We start from the raw sequence: 21,572 nt of genomic DNA, 5'->3' as shown, positions 1-21,572 counted from the left end.
CCGGGAGAGGGCGGGGGGTGAGGGTAAGGTCTGAAGGCCACCCACAACCTTCAAGGAAACACCGTTTCACCCCTCCACTACCACGGGGGGTTTGGGGGGGCTTTGGCCCTTGACTGTTGGTTAAACATGGAGAGATCGGGATGGTATTTTCATCCAACGTGTTCCTGTTCCTGTTCTTGCCGATCTTTCTCGGCTTGTACTACCTGAGCGGGCAACGCTATCGCAATCTGCTACTGCTGATCGCCAGCTACGTGTTCTACGCCTGGTGGCGTGTGGACTTCCTCGCACTGTTCGCGGCGGTCACGCTGTGGAACTACTGGATCGGCCTGAAAGTCGGCGCCGCCGGGGTCAGGACCAAACCGGCGCAGCGCTGGCTGCTGCTCGGCGTGGCCGTCGACCTGTGCATCCTCGGCTACTTCAAGTACGCCAACTTCGGCGTCGACAGCATCAACGCCATGATGACCTCAGTGGGCCTGGAGCCCTTCATCCTGACCCACGTGCTGTTGCCGATCGGTATCTCGTTCTACATCTTCGAGTCGATCAGCTACATCATCGATGTCTACCGTGGCGACACCCCGGCGACCCGCAACCTGATCGACTTCGCGGCCTTCGTGGCGATCTTCCCACACCTGATCGCCGGTCCCGTGCTGCGTTTCCGCGACCTCGCCGACCAGTTCAACAACCGCACCCACACCCTCGACAAATTCTCCGAGGGCTGCACGCGGTTCATGCAGGGTTTCATCAAGAAAGTCTTCATCGCCGACACCCTCGCGGTGGTGGCCGACCACTGCTTCGCCCTGCAAAACCCGACCACGGGTGATGCCTGGCTCGGCGCCCTCGCCTACACCGCGCAGTTGTATTTCGACTTCTCCGGATACAGCGACATGGCCATCGGCCTGGGCCTGATGATGGGTTTCCGCTTCATGGAAAACTTCAAGCAGCCGTACATCAGCCAGTCGATCACCGAGTTCTGGCGCCGCTGGCACATCAGCCTGTCGACCTGGTTGCGTGACTATCTGTACATCACGTTGGGCGGCAACCGCAAAGGCACGCTGATGACTTATCGCAACCTGTTCCTGACCATGCTGCTCGGTGGTCTGTGGCACGGCGCGAACATCACCTACATCGTCTGGGGTGCATGGCACGGCATGTGGCTGGCGATTGAAAAGGCCCTGGGCCTGAACACTTCGCCGCGCAGCATCAACCCGATCCGTTGGGCACTGACTTTCCTGCTGGTGGTGATGGGCTGGGTGATCTTCCGCGCGGAAAACCTGCACGTTGCCGGCCGCATGTACGGCGCAATGTTCAGCTTTGGTGACTGGTCACTGTCGGAACTCAACCAGGCCAGCCTCACCGGCCTGCAGATCGCAACATTGGTTGTGGCCTACGTGACCCTGGCGTTCTTCGGTCTGCGCGACTTCTACAGCAATCAGCCACCGGTAAAGACCAAACCCGCCGTGAACGTCGACAGCGACGGCCCGGCCGCCACCGAACCTGGCCTGATCAAGGCAGCACCTGGGGATAACCCGGCGAGCATCCACCAGCCTGGCTACACCGTCGGCGTCGAAGCCCAGGTGCAACCAGCCTACTGGACCGCCGACTGGTCGCGCTACGTGATGCGTGCGCTGGTGCTGCTGCTGTTCATCGCCTCGATTCTCAAACTCTCGGCGCAAAGCTTCTCGCCGTTCCTTTACTTCCAGTTCTGAGGGATCTGACCATGACCCGCTCATTACGCATCTTCTACATCGCCCTGTTCCTGGTGACCCTGCTGGTCCTGGGCCTGTGGTCGGTTCGCAGCTTCTTCAGCTTCAGCACCAACGCCGACGCGACGGTGCTCAACGGTCGCTGGACCAAGGCCGTGGAGACGCACTACGACGAAGAGTTTCCGATCAAGCGCCTGGGCACCAATCTCTGGGCGGCGCTGGACTTCAAACTGTTCAACGAAGGTCGTCCGGGCGTAGTGCTCGGTCGCGACCAGTGGTTGTACAGCGATGAAGAATTCAACCCGATCGTCAACGAAGAGCTGAACCTGCAAGGCAACTACGCCCTGGTTGAAGGCGTGCGCCAGACCCTCAAGGCCAAAGGCGTGCAACTGGTGATGGCGGTGGTGCCGGCCAAGGTACGCCTATACCCGGAACACCTCGGTGAGGTGAAACCGGCCAGCATCCACGCCAATCTGTACCAGGACTTCCATCAGCGCCTGGCGGCCGAGCGGATTCCGGCTCCGGACCTGCTGGGCCCATTGCAGGCCGCCAAGAAAAACGGCCAGCAAGTGTTCCTGCGCACTGACACCCACTGGACCCCGGAAGGCGCCGAAGTCGCCGCCAACCGCCTGGCCAGAGTCATCGCCGACCAGTACCCGCTGAGCGGCGAACCGCAAAACTTCGTCACCGAGCCGGCCGAGCAAGTCACCCACAAGGGCGACCTGCGTCTGTTCCTGCCGCTGGACCCGCTGTTCGAAAACCTGATGCCGGCGCAAGAGCCACTGCGCAAGCGCAACACCGTCGCCGCCGGCGACCCGCCTGCCGGTGACGACGCGCTGTTCGCCAACACCGAAGTGCCGGTGGCCCTGATCGGTACCAGCTACAGCGCCAACCCGAACTGGAACTTCGTCGGCGCGCTCAAGCAAGCGCTGCACAGCGACGTGGTCAGTTACGCCGAAGACGGCCACGGCCCGATTCTGCCGATGCTCAGCTACCTGAAAAGCGATGCCTTCAAGAACAGCCCGCCACAGGTGCTGATCTGGGAGTTTCCTGAACGATATCTGCCTGTGAACAACGAAATCGGCGACGCCGACCCGCAGTGGGTCGCAGAGCTTAAACAAGCCGGCGCGCGCCAGCAAAACGTCGCAATCAACACTAAATCCGAGACGCCCGACCGGGCGCAAAACTGAAAGAGAGGTACACCATGACTTTCACTACAACTCCTCGTCGTCTCGCAAAACGCATTGCTCTGGTCGCTGGCCTCAGCGTGCTGTCAGTCCAGGCTTTCGCCGCTGGTGACTCGGCGCTGTACGGCCCGACCGCACCGAAAGGCTCGACCTTCGTGCGCATCTACAACGCCAGCAACGCCGAAGTCAGCGCCACTGTCGGCAGCACCAACCTGAGCGACGTCGCGCCACTGTCCAGCAGCGACTTCAGCTTCATGCCGGGCGGCGACTACAGCGCCAAGGTCGGTAGCCAGAGCCTGCCGGTGAAACTGGCCGGCGACCACTATTACACCCTGGTCAACAACGCTAGCGGCGCACCGCAATTGATCGAAGAGCCGCCGTTCAAGAACAAGCAGAAGTCCCTGGTACGCGTGCAAAACCTGAGTGACAAGGCGCTGACCCTGAAAACCGCCGATGGCAAGACCGACGTGGTCCCGAACGTTGCGCCCAAGGGTCGCGGCGAACGTGAAATCAACCCGGTGAAAGTCAGCCTGGCGCTCTATGACGGCGCCACCAAAGTCGGCGACGTGAAACCCGTCGCCCTGGAACGTGGTGAAGCCGCCGTGCTGTACGTCACCGGCAACGGCAGCAGCCTGTCGCCGGTCTGGGTAAAACGCCCGGTATCGACGCGCTAACAAATTTCCCGGCTTGACCCCGATCCTCTTGTGGGAGCGGGCTTGCTCGCGAATACGGTTTCACATTCAACGACGATGTTGACTGACCCACCGCTTTCGCGAGCAAGCCCGCTCCCACCTGGACCGAGGTGTCAGTCCGGACACGAAACAAGAACAAGAGTGAAACGACACAGCGTTCGTAGCTCTAACCAATCGATTTTCAAGGAGTAAACAATATGATTCCGGTGATCTTGTCAGGTGGTAGTGGCTCACGTCTTTGGCCGCTTTCGCGTAAGCAGTTCCCTAAACAGTTCCTCGCCCTGACCGGCGAACACACCCTGTTCCAGCAGACTCTGGAGCGCTTGGTGTTCGAAGGCATGGACACCCCGATCGTGGTCTGCAACAAGGACCACCGTTTCATCGTCAGCGAGCAGTTGGCCGCGCGCAAACTGGAAACCCAGCGCATCCTGATGGAACCGTTCGGTCGCAACACCGCGCCGGCCGTGGCCTTGACAGCGATGATGCTGGTCAGCGAAGGACGTGACGAGTTGATGCTGGTGCTGCCAGCCGACCACGTGCTGGAAGACCAGAAAGCCCTGCAACGCGCCCTGGCACTGGCCACCGTCGCTGCGGAAAACGGCGAAATGGTGTTGTTCGGCGTACCGGCCACCAAACCGGAAACCGGCTACGGCTACATCAAGTCGACCAACGATTCGCTGCTGCCCGAAGGCGTCAGCCGCGTCTCGCACTTCGTCGAAAAGCCCGACGTGAAACGCGCTACCGAGTTCGTCCAGTCCGGCGGTTACTTCTGGAACAGCGGCATGTTCCTGTTCCGCGCCAGCCGCTTCCTCGAAGAGCTGAAAAAGCACGATCCGGACATCTACGACACCTGCCTGCTGACCCTGGAACGCAGCCCGCAGGACGCCGACAGCATCACCCTCGACGAAGCCACCTTCGCGTGCTGCCCGGACAACTCCATCGACTACTCGGTCATGGAAAAAACCCAACGGGCCTGCGTCGTACCGCTGACCGCGGGCTGGAGCGATGTCGGTTGCTGGTCGTCGCTGTGGGAGGTGAATGCCAAAGACGCCAACGGCAACGTCACCAAGGGCGACGTGGTGATCCAGGACAGCAAGAACTGCATGATCCATGGCAACGGCAAGCTGGTGTCGGTGATCGGCCTGGAAAACATCGTGGTCGTGGAAACCAAGGACGCCATGATGATCGCCCACAAGGACAAGGTCCAAGGCGTCAAACAGATGGTCAACACCCTCAATGAACGGGGCCGCAGCGAAACCCAGAACCACTGCGAAGTCTATCGTCCGTGGGGTTCGTATGACTCGGTGGACATGGGCGGGCGCTTCCAGGTCAAGCACATCTCGGTCAAGCCGGGCGCGTGCCTGTCCCTGCAGATGCACCACCATCGCGCCGAGCACTGGATCGTGGTCAGCGGCACGGCTGAAGTGACCTGCGATGAAAACGTGTTCCTGCTGACCGAGAACCAGTCGACTTACATCCCGATTGCTTCGGTGCACCGTTTGCGCAATCCGGGGAAGATCCCGCTGGAGATCATTGAAGTGCAGTCGGGCAGCTATCTGGGTGAGGACGATATCGAGCGGTTTGAAGATATCTACGGGCGCTCGACGCCAATCGAGCGTGGGGTTTCGGTGAAGACCATCGCGCAGTAACACCCGGCAAAACAAGAAGCCCTCGTTCAGCCCACTGCGTCCCCTATCCGCAGTGGGCTGGGCGGGGGCTTTTTTACGGACTCATGAATGGACCGCAGTCCCCGTGTTCGAAGGGACACGTGGGGCCGGGCAGTTGACACGCTGTACCTGCCGAACGATGCAGACTGTGCTTTCTGTCAGGACCTCCACATATTCAATATCACCTTGCGTCCCGGGACGCCCCCAATATTTAACCGCCAGTTGTTCATTGAAATTAACGAAGGAACACTGATATTGCAGATCATGGGGCAGGAACAAACCAAAGTCACCACGGTGAATTTTCGCCGCCTCATCAACAAGGAATACCTCGTAGATGATGCCGTCTGGAATTAAATATTCGCCATATTTTTGAGCCACCTGTAAATCTTCAAACAGAAAATTTGCATCAAGACGGGAGGGTTTAGCTGCAAAGCACTGCAGCCGGAAGCTTTCGAAGATCAGTTCCCTGGAAAGTTTGGCGAGGTTACCTTCATCGCCACGAGGGCCAGTAGAACAGGATTCCCTGAGCCAGATTCCAAGCCCGCCAGGCTGAACTATCTTTCCCGCATTCAGACTCAAGCGACTTACATGATAATATGTTGTCATACATTAAATACCTATTACCGCAAGGCGCATCATGTATTGCCCTAGCTGCGCAGGAATGTAATCAACTTCGCTATGGTTCTCTAGAATGTAAGCCTCGACACTGGCAACAAGCCCTGTATCAGACGCCTGTTTGTTGTAATAAAGCATTCCTTCAGTTGGACTGAAGGCTACATCATAGAACTGGCCATCCAATAGATTCTTGACATCACCTGCTCCCCACCCTCTGGAAGTAGCGTTGATCGGATATATCCTGGAAAAATCAGCTCCCGCAATCAAAGCAGCAGCCCCGAGGCGCCGGCCGTCTTCGTACTCATAAGCAACGTTGTAATCAGGATCCTGAATCTCCCATGAGCCCGTGGTCGGATTCATCACCTCAAGATAAACATGCCCCATCAAGGCACCGGAGTACTTGGAAAATACGTAGATCGTTCTAGAGCGGATGCCTAGATCTCCAAGTATCGCTTGCATCGCCTCTGCGCGATTGCCACAAAGTAACTGAGGTCGCGTAGCCGTCGTGTCACCACTGGCGGTACGGTACAAACTTTCCAATACGTACGCATTGTCATTGCCATAAGTTTGGTACCATAGTCCGTCGCCATGGTCTGAATTCGCATAAACAAATTCTCTAGCTGCATCAATAATTGGCAGTTCGCGTGAGGCCGCATAAGCGTTGATTAGGGCAGACACCGAATCTGCTTTAACTACTGTTGAAAACAAAAAACAAAAAACAAAAACCAAAGAACTGAATAACTTCATGATAAATCACAATTAATTTTTTTATATTTTTCAGAAGGCAAAGCCTGAAGTAGACGTCAGGGCTCACCACGTGAAGTCGTTTGAGCCAATCCTGCGCCGGGATCGAGACTGATAAAAATCAAAAATTGTCATTCATCCGCTCAAAACTCTCATAGTCAATCTCCTCCGCGCTTGGGTAGGATGACCATTCCCTGCCCGAGGTTTTTTTGTGATGTTCATCGGTGTCCTGCTGGTCATTACCTGGTTGGTCCTGTTGCTGCGCTATCCAGCCAAGGCCCTGCCGGTTTCGCTTGCGGCTGTGGTGGGTCTGGGGCTGGTGGCCACCTGGGTGATCTGGCTGGACAACCGTGAAGGCAAGCAATTGGCCCGCCTGGAGTTGCGCATCGCCTACGCGCCGGATCAATGTCCGGCGGATCGCCCCCTGCAACTGAAAATGAACAACGGCAACGACGTACCGCTGACCGAACTGCGTTGGCGCGTTGCTGCCTACGCACCGGGTGATACGGTCAACCTCGCCGACAATCAATACAGCGCACCACGCTATCGTGGTCCCGGTGAACTGCAGGCCGGGGCGAGTTGGGAAGACTGTTTACCAATACCGCCACTGCGGCCCGGTTATCGTCCGCAAACCCTGGAGTTTCGCGCCGAGCGTTTGCAAGGTAGTTTCTCCGACTGATCGCCTCTTCTTTTCGCTGCACAAGGACCGCGCCATGCCCGTTGCGTTGATTACCGGATGTTCCAGCGGCATCGGCCGCGCCCTGGCCGATGTGTTCAAGACTGCTGGCTATGAGGTCTGGGCCACTGCGCGCAGGACTGAAGATGTTGTAACTCTGGTTGGCGCAGGATTTACCGCAGTGCAGCTGGACGTCAACGACGGCCCGGCACTTGAAGCGTTGAGAGAACGAATCAACCAGCTACACGGTGGCCTTGATGTGCTGATCAACAACGCTGGCTACGGCGCCATGGGCCCATTGCTGGACGGCGGCGTGCCGGCCATGCAGCGTCAGTTCGAAACCAATGTGTTCGCGATCGTCGGCGTGACTCGCGCACTGTTCCCGGTGCTGCGCCGGGCCAAAGGGCTGGTGGTGAATATCGGCAGTGTGTCCGGCATTCTGGTCACGCCGTTCGCCGGTGCCTACTGCGCGTCGAAAGCCGCTGTGCATGCCTTGAGCGACGCCTTGCGCATGGAGCTGGCGCCGTTCGGTATCCGCGTGATGGAAGTCCAGCCCGGTGCCATCGCCTCCAGTTTTGCCAGCAATGCCGGACATGAAGCCGAGCAACTGATCAGCGAACAATCGCCCTGGTTCCCGTTGCGCGAAGGCATTCGTGCGCGGGCCCGGGCTTCGCAGGACAACCCGACTCCGGCCAGTGAGTTTGCGGCTGGCCTGTTAAAGGCGGTACAGCAGAGCAAGCCGCCTCGGCTGGTGCGCCTGGGCAATGGTAGCCGGGCGTTGCCGCTACTGGCCGCGCTGGTGCCCAAGGGCTTGCTGGAATCAGGATTGATGAAGCGGTTCGGCTTGCGCGGGCAGCTCTGAGACCGGGTCGACACCTTCGCGGGCAAGCCCGCTCCCACAGTGATTGATGTCGTACACAAGTTTTGTGTTCAACATCAATCACTGTGGGAGCCTGCTCGCGATGACACCAGAACAGACACCATCAGAATTTCAGGAAACAAAATGACCGACTACACCCAATACTTCGACGAAGTGATCCAGGCTCACGTAGCCATCGAACAATGGCTGGCCGAGGAGCGTGATGCGTCGGAACTCGAACAACTGCTGGCACGCTTCTCACCACAATTTTCCATGGTATCGCCATTGGGCAGGGTGCTGGATTTCGACGCGCTGAACGAATTGTTCACCCAGGCTGGCGGAAAGAAGCTGGGCTTTCGCATCGAGCTCAGCGAGTTTTGCGGTATTGCCTTGCACGAAGGCGGCGCGACCCTGAGTTATCGCGAGCAGCAAACCGACGCGACCGGTCAGCATTCGGATCGCCGCTCGACCGTGGTGTTCGAGAAACAGGCGGATGGCAAGGTGGTCTGGCGGCACTTGCACGAGACGTTTTGCCAAGGCTGACGCAAACGCTGTGGCTTGGCGGGGTTTCTGTGGCAAGCCCCCTCGCCACAGGCAAACCGCTTGGCCACAGGCAGGCCCCCCTGGTCACTGTGTCATTTGCCTTCGGGGTCAGTCACCGGCCGCAGACTTGACCACCACAGTACAAGTAATCCCCGCCGCCAGCAGCACCCCCTGGGGCACTTCATCAATGTGTATCCGCACCGGCACCCGCTGTGCCAGGCGCACCCAGTTGAACGTCGGGTTAACGTCGGCGATCAACTCGCGACTTTCCGGGTTATCGCGATCGTAGATGCCGCGCGAGATGCTTTCCACATGGCCCTTGAGCACTTCGCCGCTCATCAGTTGCATGTCGGCTTTATCACCCACACGCACATGGGGCAGTTTGGTTTCTTCGAAGAAGCCATAGACCCAGAACGAATTCATGTCGACCACAGCCATCTTCGCTTCGCCGATGCGCGCGTAGTCACCGCGATGCACGTTGAGGTTGGTCACGTAGCCATCCACCGCGGCACGCACTTCGGTGCGTTTGAGATTGAGTTCGGCGGCTTCCAGCTGCGCCTGGGCCTGCTGGTAATCGGCCTGGGCCGCGTCGGCGAGGTTGCCGGCGTCGTCGCGGTTTTCCCGGGAGATTACCAGGTTGTCCATATCGGCACGGCGATGGGCGTTGACCTTGCGCATCTCCCAGGTTGCCTTGCGTGAGGCAACCAGCGACTTGGCCTGTTTCACCGCCAGCCGATAGTGCTCGGGGTCGATCTGCATCAGCAGATCGCCCTTCTTCACCAGTTGGTTGTCGCGCACCGGCACGTCCACCACTTCGCCGGTGACGTCGGCGGCGACGTTGATGATATCGGCGCGCACACGGCCGTCGCGGGTCCACGGCGTGTTCATGTAGTGCTCCCACAGGGTGCGGCCGATCCACAGCGCAAGGGCCAGCACCAGCAGGGTCGCGAGCAGGCTGAAAAACTTTTTCATCGGGGCATTCTCAGTGATAGAGAGTCAACGGTAGACAGTCAGCGCCATGGCGCCGAACAGACAGGTGAACAGGCTCAGGCGCAGCAACGCCGGGTGCCAGAAAAAACGGTACAGATCGAATCCGGACAGGAACCGGTCCAGCGCCCAGGCAAGCGCTGCCGCGATGAAGAACATCAGGGTCATGGTCGGCATGTACACGCCGTGGAAGGCGATTTCACGAGGCATGTGCAAGTCCTTGGGGCTTGGCAGTGGCGATGGCGTTGGAGTAGCCGGCGAGCGGCGATTGCGGGTCGAGCAACGAGGTGCGGATGAAGTGCAGATAGCTTTTCACCCGCCGCAACGCCGAGGTATCGAAGTGCGGGGCGAAGGGTTCATCGGTGGCCTGCACGCGACTGATTGCGTGGTCGACGGCAACCAGTGCGCGTTCAAGGTTGCTGCTGTTGGGTTGCAGAAACAGCCGCACCAGCGCACGGCCCATGAGACGGATCGCCTGGCGCCATGGCTGGGTTTCGGTATACGCCGGATGCACCGGCAGGATCGCCTGCTCTTTGCGTAACTCGATGATCGCGTGGCCGACCTCCAGCACCACGAACATCCAGCGCAACAAGTCGCGCTGGACTTGCGGCTGCCCCGCCGCGAGGCCGTAGGCCTGATGCAGGAGATCGCGGGTGCGGCTTTCGAATCTCGACGCCAGGCCCTTGAGTTTGCCGCTGATGGCGTACACCACCTGGCCGCGCAGATCCTGTTCCAGCCGTCGCCACAACCAGCGGCTGTTGGGCGGCAGAATGATTGCCCCCGCCGCCGCGCACACCAGCATGCCCAAGACCATGGCAATGTAGTCGTTGATGAAGGTGTAGGGGTTGTAGACGGTCAGGTTGTCCGGAACCGAACCGGTGCTGAAGAAGATCAGCAACCCAAGGCCGACGCCGGCATATTGCGGCCGCGAGGTGAGGAACGAGCCGAGTACGATCACCGGTGCGAGCATTACGCAGAGCAATGGAAAACCGTCGATCCATGGGTAGATGAAAAACATCTGGAAAAAGCCGATCAGCGCTCCCAGAAACGTCCCGCAGGCCATCTGGAATGCCATGCGCTTCGGGTTCGGCGTGGCGGCGGAAAGGCCCACTGTGGCAGCAGCAATCAGGGTCATGGTGGCCCCGCTTGGCCAGGCGGTAGCCACCCAATAGCTGCCCAGCACTAACAGGATGAACGCGGCGCGAATCCCCGACGCCGCAGCGGCCAGCCAGTTGGTTTGCGGGGTGAACGGTTCGTCCCAATGCTCGCGCTCGTGACTGTGCTCGGCCAGCGATGCGTGGGTCTGTGCATAACTGTGCAGGTCGTCGACGAAGCGATAGAGCAATTCATAGGCCGTGTGGAAATCCAGCAACTCGGCGTCACTCGGCCCGCTCTCCTGAAAGAGCGTGCGCAGGCTGCGGACCTGGGCCGGCAAGCTTTCCTTATAGGCCGTCAACGCCGTGACCAGACGGGCTGCATCGGCCGTGGTCAGGGAGCGGCCGCTAAAGCCGTCGAGCACCTCGGCAAGTTCGTGCAGGCCGGGTTTGATCGCTGCCACGACATGGTCGACGTCATTGCTGCGCAGGCGTTCGAGCAACTGGTGCAGGGCGTTGAAGCGCGTGGTGATGCCCATGAATTCGCTGTTCAACCGACTGAGCCGGCCGTTACGTCGGCGCATGTGCGGGTCTTCGAATACGGTGACACTGCGCAGCCCTTCCAGCCCCACCGCTTGCGCGATAAAGCGCACGTTGCCGGCCTCGAAAGCCTCGCGCTGACTGCGCCCGCGCAAGCCGTCGGTGACGAACAGGGCAAACACGCCGAAGCGTTGGTACAAGGCGTTGCGCATCGCCGCACTGGCGGTCTGCGGCAGGATCGCCGCGCTGACCAGTGTCGAGCAAAGTATGCCCAGGGAGATCTCCAATACCCGCCAGACCGCCGCCATGAATGCGCCATCCGGGTGCGCCAGGGCGGGCAAACCAACCATCGCCGCGGTGTAGCCGGCGAGCACGAAACCATAGGCGCGAAAGTTGCGACAACGGGCGGCACCGGCTGAACAGATACCGACCCAGATCGCCAGCGCGCCAAGAAACAGTTCGGTGTTCTGCGCGAACAAGGCAATCAGCGCCACCATCACCGCCGACCCGGCCAGGGTGCCGAGAAAACGATAGAAGCTCTTGGCGAACACTTGCCCGCTTTGTGGCTGCATGACGATGAACACGGTGATCATCGCCGTGCGCGGCTGCGGCAACTCCAGGCGCATCGCCAGCCACAGGGTCAGGAACGCGGCGAACAGCACTTTGAAGATGTAGACCCAGGTCACGCCGTCGCTGCGTGCCCAGTCGAAGAAGCCCCGGCGCCATTCCAGGGAATACAGCCAGCGCAAAGGTGCGGGCAAGGGAGTCATCAAATTCTGCTCAAAGGTCAAAAATCGTGCGGCGAGAACTCGGTCCTTGTGGGAGCGGGCTTGCTCGCGAAAGCGGGGTGTCAGATAACATAACCGTCGACTGACACACCCTCTTCGCGAGCAAGCCCGCTCCCACAGGTTTTGTGTTCAATTCACGACGCTCTTAAGTAGAGCCGGGGTTTTCGGTGCTTGGGTCTGGCTGTCGTTCGGTACATCGTTGCCTGCTCCCAAGCCACCGCCGAGCGCCGTCACCAGTTCGGCATGGGCACTCAACCGCGCAGCCTGAACCTGCTGCTGGACTTGTTGCTGCTTGAACAGCAGGGTCTGGGCGTTGAGCACGTTGAGGTAATCGGTGAGCCCGCGCTGCCAGGCGATCATCGCGATGTCACAGGTCTTCTGCGCAGCGGCCACCGATTCGGCGGCGAAGGCTTGCTGCTTGTCCATGGATTCGCGGCGGATCAACTGGTCGGAGATATTCTTCAGCGCATTGACCAGGGTCTGGTTGTATCGCGCTACGGCAATGTCATATCCGGCCGAGACTTCCCCCAGTTCGGCGCGCAACCGCCCGCCGTCGAAGATCGGCAGGGAGATCGCCGGGCCGACGCTGTAGTTGAGTTTCTTGCCGGTGAGGAACTCCAGCGCCCCGCCGCCGGTGGCCATGTAGCCGAGACTGCCGACCAGATCGACGTTGGGATAAAAACCGGCATGGGCGACTTCAATGCCCCGCGCTTGCGCCGCCACTTGCCAACGGCTGGCGACCACGTCCGGACGCTGGCCGAGCAGTTGCGCCGGCAGCGACGACGGCAGTTTCAATGGCGCATCCAGCGACAGCATCGGGCGCTGCAACTGCGCGGTCTGCCCCGGGCCGAAACCTGCCAAGGCGGCGAGCTGATTGCGGCTCAGGGCGATTTCCTCGTCCAGGGCATCAAGCTGGCGATGACTTTCCGGCAGCGGCGTCCGGGCCTGGCTGACTTCGAAATGCGTGCCGATGCCGCCGCTCAGGCGCTGCTGGGCCAGCTCAAGGATTTGCTGTTGCTGCTGCAGTGTTGCCTGGACGATGTCCCGCTGCGCGTAATGCAATGACAGTTCGATGTACACGCGTACGATATTGTTCTGCAGTTCGAGCCGGGCCTGGCGTGCTTCGGCAACTGTCATATGGGCCATGTCCACGGCACGCTCGCTGGCATTGCTTTCGCGGCCCCAGAGATCCAGGGCATAGCTCAAGCCCAGGGCGGCGTTGTTGTCCCAGGTGGTGGAATTGGCCAACTCGCCCGGCCCATAGAACTGATCGGTGGGCCAGTTGTGGCGCTTGAGGGTGGACTCGCCATTGATCTGCAGCGACTCGGCAGCCTCGGCGATACCGGCCATTGCCTTGGCCTGACGTACCCGCGCGGCGGCCATGGCCAGGGTCGGACTGCCCTGCACGGCGAGCTCGATCCAGTGGTTCAGTTGCGGATCGCCATAGGCCTGCCACCATTGTGCGGTGGGCCAATGCGCATCCTGGGCGGCGCTCTGGATGGCTTCGTCGGTGGCCAGTGAACTGGCCTCCAGCGCCTTGCCTTGTGGGGCAATACCTCCGGTTCCGATGCAGCCGCTGATTGCCAGGGTTAAAGCCAAAACACTGAGCGGTTCAAGCGCTCTGCTGATGCGACGCGGCACTGCTGCGATTTCCTGAAGATAGAGGGGAGCCATGAGATTTTCTGGAAACCGGAGATCCGCCTTTGTGGGAGCGGGCTTGCTCGCGAAGGCGGTCTGTCAGTCAACATCCGTGTTGAATATGATGCCCTCTTCGCGAGCAAGCCCGCTCCCACAGGTTATGCGGCGGTCGAGCCCCAGTTGCCAAGTTGCGCAATTCTATTGGGCGGCCTGAATGGCGATAAGCTGGGATTCCTGTGAATCTTTGTTACCGTTAGCGAGATAATCCCTTTGTAGGGGGTCACCCCCTCTGAAACTTCGTGTCACAATTTGCCATCGCATCCGAGAGCTCCCCATGGACACTTTGCAAAACATGCGCGCCTTCAGTTACGTGGCCGAGGCCGGTAGCTTTACCGCTGCCGCCGTGCAACTGGACACCACCACGGCTAACGTCTCGCGCGCGGTCTCCAACCTGGAAGCCCACCTGCAAACCCGCCTGCTCAACCGCACCACCCGGCGCATCGCTTTGACCGAAGCCGGCAAGCGCTACTTGCTGCGCTGCGAGCAGATCCTGGCCTATGTCGAAGAGGCCGAAGCCGAGGCCAGCGACGCCCACGCCCGCCCCGCCGGTCAGTTGAAGGTGCACACCATGACCGGCATCGGTCAGCACTTCGTGATCGACGCCATCGCCCGCTACCGCAAGACCCACCCGGACGTGACATTCGACCTGACCCTGGCCAACCGCGTCCCGGACCTGCTCGACGAGGGCTACGACGTGTCCATCGTCCTTGCCAGCGAACTGCCGGACTCGGGCTTCGTGTCCCAGCGCCTGGGTATCACCTACAGTATCGTTTGCGCCTCACCGGCTTACGTCAAAGCCAATGGCTGCGCACACAAACCCAGTGACTTGCTCAACCATGCCTGCCTGCGTCTGGTAAGCCCGGTCCTCCCCCTGGAAAAATGGGCCTTCGACGGCCCTGACGGCCAGGAAATGGTCACCATCAACAGCTCGCCGTTCCTGGTGAACTCCGCCGATGCAATGAAAACCGCGATCACCAGCGGCATGGGCGTCGGTGTTTTGCCGTTGTATGCAGCGATCGACGGCTTGCGCAATGGCACGCTGGTGCGGGTCATGCCCAACTATCGTTCGCAGGAACTGAATCTGTATGCGATCTACCCGTCGCGGCAGTACCTGGATGCGAAGATCAAGACCTGGGTCGAGTACCTGCGTGGGTCTTTGCCGGAGTTGTTGGCGGCGCATCAGGCGGAGCTGGCGGCGTATGAATTGAGCGGGAGCATGGCCGGAGTCCGGGTAGCCAATTAAGGATGACCGCGCCCCTGTAGGAGCCGGCTTGCCGGCGATCTGCCTTGAAGCCTGCATCGCTTCTGAGACAGCCAAGGCAAACGAAACTGACAGCGCCGTCAGTTAGCAGTCACCCTGCTGACCGCCAGACAGGTTTATAAAGGAGGTATAAACCTGCCATCACTCCCCCGGCGCCCCACTCGCATGCGAATCCAGAAAAACCCCGCCCTGCTCGTCGCCCTTCTGATCGTCCTGGCAGCGCTGGGCCTGTGGTACGCCAGCAAGCCCGCCAAAACCAAACTCGCCACAACCAACGCCATCCCCGTGCGCGTGATCAGCGTCGCCGAAAAAGACGTACCGCGCTATGTGAGTGGCATCGGCTCGGTGCTGTCCCTGCACAGCGTGGTGGTCCGTCCGCAAATCGATGGCATCCTCACCAAAGTACTGGTCAAGGAAGGTCAGCTGGTGAAAAAAGGCGACCTGCTGGCGACCATCGATGACCGTTCGATTCGCGCCAGCCTCGACCTCGCACGGGCGCAATTGGGTGAAAGCCAGGCACAACTGCAAGTCGCCCTGGTCAACCTCAAGCGCTACAAACTGCTGAGTGTCGACGACGGCGTTTCCAAGCAGACCTACGACCAGCAGCAAGCCCTGGTCAACCAGCTCAAAGCCACCGCCCAGGGCAACCAGGCCTCGATCGATTCCGCCGAGGTGCAACTGTCCTACACGCAGATTCGCTCACCGGTCAGCGGTCGCGTCGGTATTCGCACAGTGGACGAAGGCAACTTCCTGCGCATGAGCGACGCCCAAGGTCTGTTCACCGTGACCCAGATCGACCCGATTGCCGTGGAATTTTCTCTGCCGCAACAGATGCTGCCGACCCTGCAGGGTCTGATCAACGATCCTCAACACGCTCGGGTGAAGGCCTACATCGGTGCCGACACCGACGGCGAAACCGGCAACCTGCTCGGCGAAGGCCACCTGACCCTGATCGACAACCAGATCAACGCCAACACCGGCACCATCCGCGCCAAGGCCGAGTTCGATAACGCCGCGCAGAAACTCTGGCCGGGCCTGCTGGTGACGGTAAAGATTCAGACAGCGCTGGATAAGGATGCCCTGGTGGTGCCACCCAACGTCGTACAACGGGGTCTGGATCAACACTTCGTGTACCGGCTCAAGGGCGACAAAGTCGAAACCGTTCCCGTGCAGATGGTCTATCAGGACAGCCGGCTAAACATCATCAAGGGCGTGCAGGCCGGTGACAGCCTGGTCAGCGACGGGCAGTCGCGGCTCAAACCCGGTTCAGTCGTCCAGGTGCTGACGGATCCGCCGCAGGTGGTGCAATCGGAGTCGACGCCATGAAGGGCTCCATCTCGGCCTGGTGCATCGATCACCCGGTGGCGACTATCCTGCTGACCTTTGCCTTGGTGCTGCTGGGCGCGATTGCCTTCCCGCGCTTGCCGATCGCACCGCTGCCGGAAGCGGAGTTCCCGACCATTCAGGTGGCGGCGCAATTGCCCGGTGCCAGCCCGGAAACCATGGCTTCGTCGGTGGCCACACCGCTGGAAGTGCAGTTCAGCGCCATCCCCGGCGTTACCCAGATGACATCGAGCAGCGCGCTGGGCTCGACCAACCTGACCCTGCAATTCACCCTCGATAAAAGCATCGACACCGCCGCCCAGGAAGTTCAGGCGGCCATCAACACCGCCGCCGGCAAGCTGCCCAAGGACATGCCGAACCTGCCGACCTGGCGCAAGGTCAATCCGGCCGACAGCCCGGTGCTGATCCTCAGTGTCAACTCCAACCTGATGCCCGGCCCGGAGCTCAGCGACCTCACCGAAACCCTGCTGTCCCGGCAGATAAGCCAGATCGACGGAGTGGGCCAGGTCTCGATTACCGGTCAGCAACGCCCGGCGATCCGCGTCCAGGTGTCCGCCGACAAACTGGCTGCCATTGGCCTGACCCTCGCGGACGTGCGCCTGGCGATCCAGCAAACCAGCCTTAACCTGGCCAAGGGTGCGCTGTACGGCGAATCGAGCATTTCAACGCTGTCCACCAATGATCAGTTATTCCACCCCGAGGAATACAGCGAGCTGATCGTTTCCTACAAGGATGGCGCCCCGGTTCACCTCAGGGATGTCGCCAAGGTCGTCAACGGTTCGGAAGACGCCTACGTCCAGGCCTGGGCGGGCTCGCTACCGGGGGTCAACCTGGTGATTTTCCGCCAGCCTGGGGCCAACATTGTCGAGACCGTGGACCGCATCCAGGCGGCGCTGCCGGGCCTGGAAGCCATGCTGCCGGCTTCGGTGCAGGTCAAGGTGCTGATCGACCGCACCCAGACCATCCGTGCCTCCCTGCATGAAGTGGAAATTACCCTGCTGATCGCGGTCATGCTGGTGGTGGCGGTCATGGCGCTGTTCCTGCGTCAGCTGTCGGCGACCCTGATCGTCTCGGCGGTGCTCGGTGTGTCGCTGATCGCCACCTTTGCCCTGATGTATGTCATGGGCTTCAGCCTGAACAACCTGACCCTGGTCGCGATCGTGGTGGCCGTTGGGTTTGTGGTCGACGATGCGATAGTGGTGGTGGAGAACATTCACCGCCATCTCGAGGCCGGCGACGGCATGCGCGAAGCGGCGATCAAAGGTGCCGGCGAGATTGGCTTCACCGTAGTCTCGATCAGCTTCTCGCTGGTGGCGGCGTTCATTCCGCTGCTGTTCATGGGAGGCGTGGTCGGGCGACTGTTCAAGGAGTTCGCCCTGACCGCCACGTCGACCATCATGATCTCGGTGGTGGTGTCCCTGACCCTGGCGCCAACCCTGGCTGCGCTGTTCATGCGCGCTCCGGTTCATCACGCCCATAGCAAGCCGGGCTTCGGTGAGCGTCTGCTGGCGTGGTACGAAAAGGGCCTGCACCGCGCCCTCGCCCATCAGAAATTCATGATCGGCGTCTTCGGCCTGTCGCTCGCCCTGGCCATCGGCGGATACATTTTCATCCCCAAAGGATTCTTCCCGATTCAGGACACCGGCTTCGTCCTCGGTACCACTGAAGCGGCAGCAGATATTTCCTACGGCGACATGGTGAAAAAGCACCTGGCTATGGCCGAAATCGTCGCCGCAGACCCGGCTGTTCAGGCGTTTTCCCACTCCGTCGGCGTTTCCGGCAGCAACCAGACCATCGCCAACGGCCGCTTCTGGATCGCCCTGAAAAAACGCGGCGACCGCGACGTTTCCGCCAGCGAATTCATCGACCGGATTCGCCCACAACTGATGAAAGTCCCTGGCATCGTGCTGTATCTGCGTGCCGGACAAGACATCAACCTCAGCTCCGGCCCAAGCCGTGCCCAGTACCAATATGTGCTCAAGAGCAACGACGGCGCGACCCTCAGCACCTGGACCCAGCGCCTGACCGAAAAACTGCGCGGCAACCCGGCCTTCCGCGATATTTCCAACGACCTGCAACTGGGCGGCAGCATCACCCATATCAGCATCGACCGCAGCGCGGCGGCACGCTTCGGCCTGACCGCCAGCGATGTCGACGAAGCGCTGTACGATGCTTTCGGTCAGCGGCAGATCAATGAATTCCAGACCCAGATCAACCAGTACAACGTGATCCTGGAACTGGACACCAAACAACGCGGCAAGGCCGAAAGCCTCAACTATTTCTACCTGCGCTCGCCCCTGAGCGGAGAAATGGTGCCGCTGTCGGCCCTGGCCAAATTCGATGCGCCGACCAGCGGCCCGCTGTCCATCGCCCATGACGGCATGTTCCCCGCCGCCAACCTGTCGTTCAACCTGGCGCCCGGTGTGGCCCTGGGCGACGCGGTGATCATGCTCAACCAGGCCAAAGCCGACATCGGTATGCCCGCCGCCATCAGCGGTAACTTCCAGGGCGCGGCCCAGGCCTTCCAGAGTTCCCTGGCCAGCCAGCCGTGGCTGATCCTCGCGGCACTGGTGGCGGTGTACATCATTCTCGGCGTGCTCTACGAGAGCTTCGTGCATCCGCTGACGATCATCTCGACCTTGCCCTCGGCGGGCCTGGGTGCGGTGATAATGCTGTGGATATGTGGCCAGGATTTTTCGATCATGGCCCTGATCGGCCTGGTGCTGCTGATCGGCATCGTCAAGAAGAACGGCATCCTGATGATCGACTTCGCCCTCGAAGCACAACGCAATGGCGGCCTGTCGCCGGAAGAAGCGATCTTCAAGGCCTGTATCACACGATTCCGGCCGATCATCATGACCACCCTTGCCGCCCTGCTCGGCGCCCTGCCACTGATGCTCGGGTACGGCACTGGCGCCGAGTTGCGCCAACCCCTGGGGATCGCGGTGGTCGGCGGCCTGTTGGTGAGCCAGGCACTGACGCTGTTCACCACGCCGGTCATATACTTATGGCTTGAGCGGCTGTTCCATCGGCACTCTCTCCCACCGGCGGCCGCACCCCAGCCGTCGCTGGCGACCACAGACTGAGGCGGGTCATGCGCGTTCTGATTATCGAAGACGAGGAAAAAACCGCGGATTATCTGCACCGCGGCCTGACGGAACAGGGTTACACCGTGGACCTGGCGCGCGATGGCGTGGAAGGTCTGCACCTGGCGCTGGAAAGCGACTACGCGGTGATCGTCCTCGACGTGATGTTGCCCGGCCTCGACGGCTTCGGCGTGCTGCGTGCCCTGCGAGCGCGCAAGCAAACCCCGGTGATCATGCTCACCGCCCGCGAGCGCGTTGAAGACCGTATCAAGGGCCTGCGCGATGGTGCCGACGATTACCTGGGCAAACCCTTTTCCTTCCTTGAACTGGTGGCCCGCCTGCAGGCGCTGACCCGGCGCAGCGGCGGCCATGAACCGGTGCAAGTGAGCATCGCCGACCTGTGGATAGATTTGATCAGCCGCAAGGCCACCCGTGCCGGCACACGTCTGGAGCTGACCGCCAAGGAGTTCTCGCTGCTCAGCGTGCTGGCCCGTCGCCAGGGGGAAATCCTCTCGAAAACCGCCATTGCCGAAATGGTCTGGGACATCAATTTCGACAGTGACGCCAACGTCGTCGAAGTCGCGATCAAACGCTTGCGGGCCAAGCTCGACGGGCCGTTCGAGGAGAAACTGCTGCACACCATTCGCGGCATGGGTTATGTGCTGGAGAGCCGTGGTGTCCAGTAACAGCATTGCCCTGCGCCTGAGCGGAATGTTCACGCTGGTGGCGCTGCTGGTGTTCCTGTTGATCGGCTGGGCCTTGTACCAGCAGGTCGATAAAGGCCTGGGCCTGCTGCCCGAAGCAGAGCTGGACGCGCGTTACAGCGTGCTCGAATCCACGGTCGGCCGTTATGGAACGCCGGAGCATTGGGTAAAGATCAACAACAAGCTCAAGCTATTGGGTGAAGAAGATAAGCGCATCAGTTTCTGGATCACCAGCGGCGATCCCCAGTATGAGTACGGCAACCCGACAGCGCAGATCCGCGCCTTCGCCGAAGGGCCGCTGGGCATGCGCGACATGCAGTTGCCTGACCGTCCCTATCCGCTGAAAGTACTGGTCAGCCAGTTCCCCGCCAAAGATCAGCGCCCGCCGCTGCGCTTCATGATCGCCATCGACACCGAAACCTTTTTGGAAACACAGCACCATCTGCTGATTGCCTTGATCAGCCTGGCGATTGTCGGCGTGCTGCTGGCTTCGGCACTGGGTTACTGGGTGGCGCGGATCGGGCTCAAGCCGTTGATCAAATTGTCTCAGGAAGCCCAGCGCCTGGCCCCTCCCCTGCGTGCCGGACGCTTGCGCCTGTCGCCGCTGCCGCCGGAGCTCAATCAGTTCGTCAGCTCGTTCAACTCGACGCTGGAACGGGTCGAACAGGCCTACTCGCGCCTTGAGTCGTTCAATGCCGATGTCGCCCACGAACTGCGCTCACCACTGACCAACCTGATCGGCCAGACCCAGGTCGCGCTGACCCGTGGCCGTTCCGCGGAGCATTACTTCGAAGTGCTGCAATCGAACCTGGAAGAACTTGAACGCCTGCGCTCGATCATCAATGACATGCTGTTCCTCGCCAGCGCCGATCAGGGTAGCAAGGCGACCAAACTGACCTCTACTTCCCTGGCCGTTGAAGTGGCCACCACCCTGGAGTACCTGGATTTCATCCTCGAAGATGCCCAGGTTCAGGTACAGGTGAGTGGCGATGCGCAGGTACGGATCGAAATCGCTCATCTGCGTCGCGCCTTGATCAATCTGTTGAACAACGCGGTGCAACACACCGCCCCCGGCCAGGTGATCCAGGTGCGGATAGCGATTGAAGAGCACCAGGTCAGCATTGGCGTGGCCAACCCCGGCTCGCCGATCGCCCGCGAACATCTGCCACGACTGTTCGAGCGCTTCTATCGGGTCGATGCTTCACGCAGCAACAGTGGTCACAACCATGGACTGGGACTGGCGATCGTCAAGGCGATTGCTTTGATGCATGGCGGGGATGTGTTTGTGCGCAGTGACCATGGGATGAATACGTTCGGCATTCATCTTCCCGTTTAACCCTTTCCTTTGTGGGAGCGAACCCTGGCTCACTATTGCCCCTGCTGC

18 protein-coding genes are annotated in these 21,572 nt (G+C 60.5%); 12 read left to right on the top strand and 6 right to left on the bottom strand.

Annotated elements, in window-relative coordinates; all coding sequences use genetic code 11:
* Positions 1–140: 140 nt before the first annotated feature.
* The 4 genes from AC07OG_RS05465 to AC07OG_RS05450 all read left to right on the top strand — a co-directional run bounded on the left by AC07OG_RS05465 (position 141) and on the right by AC07OG_RS05450 (position 5,231).
* Positions 141–1,706, top strand: a complete 1,566-nt coding sequence (locus AC07OG_RS05465) for an MBOAT family O-acyltransferase (protein WP_495066410.1) — start codon at positions 141–143, stop codon at positions 1,704–1,706.
* Positions 1,707–1,717: 11 nt separating this feature from the next.
* A complete protein-coding gene (locus AC07OG_RS05460) occupies positions 1,718–2,893 on the top strand; it encodes an alginate O-acetyltransferase (RefSeq protein ID WP_495066409.1) in 1,176 nt (391 codons plus the stop codon).
* A gap of 14 nt (positions 2,894–2,907) precedes the next feature.
* Complete coding sequence (locus AC07OG_RS05455) at positions 2,908–3,564, top strand: alginate O-acetyltransferase AlgF (protein WP_060539501.1); 657 nt, start codon at positions 2,908–2,910, stop codon at positions 3,562–3,564.
* Between the two features lie 215 nt (positions 3,565–3,779).
* On the top strand, positions 3,780–5,231 hold the full coding sequence (locus tag AC07OG_RS05450) for a mannose-1-phosphate guanylyltransferase/mannose-6-phosphate isomerase (RefSeq protein ID WP_060539500.1): 1,452 nt from the start codon (positions 3,780–3,782) through the stop codon (positions 5,229–5,231).
* Between the two features lie 81 nt (positions 5,232–5,312).
* Here AC07OG_RS05450 and AC07OG_RS05445 read toward each other — a convergent pair whose 3' ends face one another.
* Together AC07OG_RS05445 and AC07OG_RS05440 are read right to left on the bottom strand one after the other, a co-directional pair.
* Complete coding sequence (locus tag AC07OG_RS05445) at positions 5,313–5,828, bottom strand: DUF2441 domain-containing protein (RefSeq protein WP_495066408.1); 516 nt, start codon at positions 5,826–5,828, stop codon at positions 5,313–5,315.
* A gap of 30 nt (positions 5,829–5,858) precedes the next feature.
* A complete protein-coding gene (locus tag AC07OG_RS05440; protein WP_495066407.1) occupies positions 5,859–6,611 on the bottom strand; it encodes a hypothetical protein in 753 nt (250 codons plus the stop codon).
* Positions 6,612–6,822: 211 nt separating this feature from the next.
* Here AC07OG_RS05440 and AC07OG_RS05435 point away from each other — a divergent pair, with 211 nt between their 5' ends.
* The 3 genes from AC07OG_RS05435 to AC07OG_RS05425 all read left to right on the top strand — a co-directional run bounded on the left by AC07OG_RS05435 (position 6,823) and on the right by AC07OG_RS05425 (position 8,686).
* Complete coding sequence (locus AC07OG_RS05435) at positions 6,823–7,287, top strand: multidrug transporter (RefSeq protein ID WP_218424688.1); 465 nt, start codon at positions 6,823–6,825, stop codon at positions 7,285–7,287.
* A 34-nt stretch (positions 7,288–7,321) separates the two neighbouring features.
* Positions 7,322–8,146 carry an SDR family oxidoreductase gene (locus AC07OG_RS05430; RefSeq protein WP_495066406.1) on the top strand — a complete coding sequence of 275 codons (825 nt, stop codon included), beginning with the start codon at positions 7,322–7,324 and terminating at the stop codon, positions 8,144–8,146.
* A gap of 141 nt (positions 8,147–8,287) precedes the next feature.
* Positions 8,288–8,686, top strand: a complete 399-nt coding sequence (locus AC07OG_RS05425) for a DUF4440 domain-containing protein (protein ID WP_060539497.1) — start codon at positions 8,288–8,290, stop codon at positions 8,684–8,686.
* A gap of 108 nt (positions 8,687–8,794) precedes the next feature.
* On the opposite strand, the gene AC07OG_RS05420 is transcribed toward AC07OG_RS05425, so the two are convergent.
* The 4 genes from AC07OG_RS05420 to AC07OG_RS05405 all read right to left on the bottom strand — a co-directional run bounded on the left by AC07OG_RS05420 (position 8,795) and on the right by AC07OG_RS05405 (position 13,736).
* Positions 8,795–9,658 (bottom strand): efflux RND transporter periplasmic adaptor subunit, encoded by an 864-nt coding sequence (locus AC07OG_RS05420; protein ID WP_218424690.1) that lies wholly within the window; start codon positions 9,656–9,658, stop codon positions 8,795–8,797.
* Between the two features lie 24 nt (positions 9,659–9,682).
* The gene (locus tag AC07OG_RS05415; RefSeq protein WP_015096751.1) at positions 9,683–9,883 is read right to left on the bottom strand and encodes a DUF1656 domain-containing protein; all 201 of its coding nucleotides are present in this window, start codon (positions 9,881–9,883) and stop codon (positions 9,683–9,685) included.
* Positions 9,873–12,077, bottom strand: coding sequence for an FUSC family protein (locus AC07OG_RS05410; RefSeq protein WP_495066405.1), 2,205 nt, complete (start codon positions 12,075–12,077; stop codon positions 9,873–9,875). The genes AC07OG_RS05415 and AC07OG_RS05410 overlap by 11 nt, the downstream gene beginning before the upstream one ends.
* A gap of 147 nt (positions 12,078–12,224) precedes the next feature.
* Positions 12,225–13,736 carry an efflux transporter outer membrane subunit gene (locus tag AC07OG_RS05405; RefSeq protein WP_495066519.1) on the bottom strand — a complete coding sequence of 504 codons (1,512 nt, stop codon included), beginning with the start codon at positions 13,734–13,736 and terminating at the stop codon, positions 12,225–12,227.
* Positions 13,737–14,067: 331 nt separating this feature from the next.
* On the opposite strand from AC07OG_RS05405, the gene AC07OG_RS05400 reads away from it, so the two are divergent.
* The 5 genes from AC07OG_RS05400 (at position 14,068) to AC07OG_RS05380 (ending at position 21,524) form a co-directional block, all read left to right on the top strand.
* Complete coding sequence (locus AC07OG_RS05400; protein WP_060539494.1) at positions 14,068–15,036, top strand: LysR family transcriptional regulator; 969 nt, start codon at positions 14,068–14,070, stop codon at positions 15,034–15,036.
* Between the two features lie 183 nt (positions 15,037–15,219).
* A complete protein-coding gene (locus AC07OG_RS05395) occupies positions 15,220–16,380 on the top strand; it encodes an efflux RND transporter periplasmic adaptor subunit (protein WP_495066404.1) in 1,161 nt (386 codons plus the stop codon).
* The gene (locus AC07OG_RS05390) at positions 16,377–19,484 is read left to right on the top strand and encodes a multidrug efflux RND transporter permease subunit (protein ID WP_060539492.1); all 3,108 of its coding nucleotides are present in this window, start codon (positions 16,377–16,379) and stop codon (positions 19,482–19,484) included. Before AC07OG_RS05395 ends, AC07OG_RS05390 begins: the two co-directional genes overlap by 4 nt.
* Before the next feature lie 8 nt (positions 19,485–19,492).
* Positions 19,493–20,170, top strand: a complete 678-nt coding sequence (locus AC07OG_RS05385) for a heavy metal response regulator transcription factor (RefSeq protein WP_060539491.1) — start codon at positions 19,493–19,495, stop codon at positions 20,168–20,170.
* Complete coding sequence (locus AC07OG_RS05380) at positions 20,160–21,524, top strand: heavy metal sensor histidine kinase (protein ID WP_495066403.1); 1,365 nt, start codon at positions 20,160–20,162, stop codon at positions 21,522–21,524. Before AC07OG_RS05385 ends, AC07OG_RS05380 begins: the two co-directional genes overlap by 11 nt.
* Positions 21,525–21,572: the final 48 nt, after the last annotated feature.

The sequence above is a fragment of the Pseudomonas sp. GW821-FHT09H03 genome (assembly GCF_059415945.1).
Note: the sequence above shows the minus strand (reverse complement) of the source record. Positions and strands in the feature narration are given on the sequence as shown.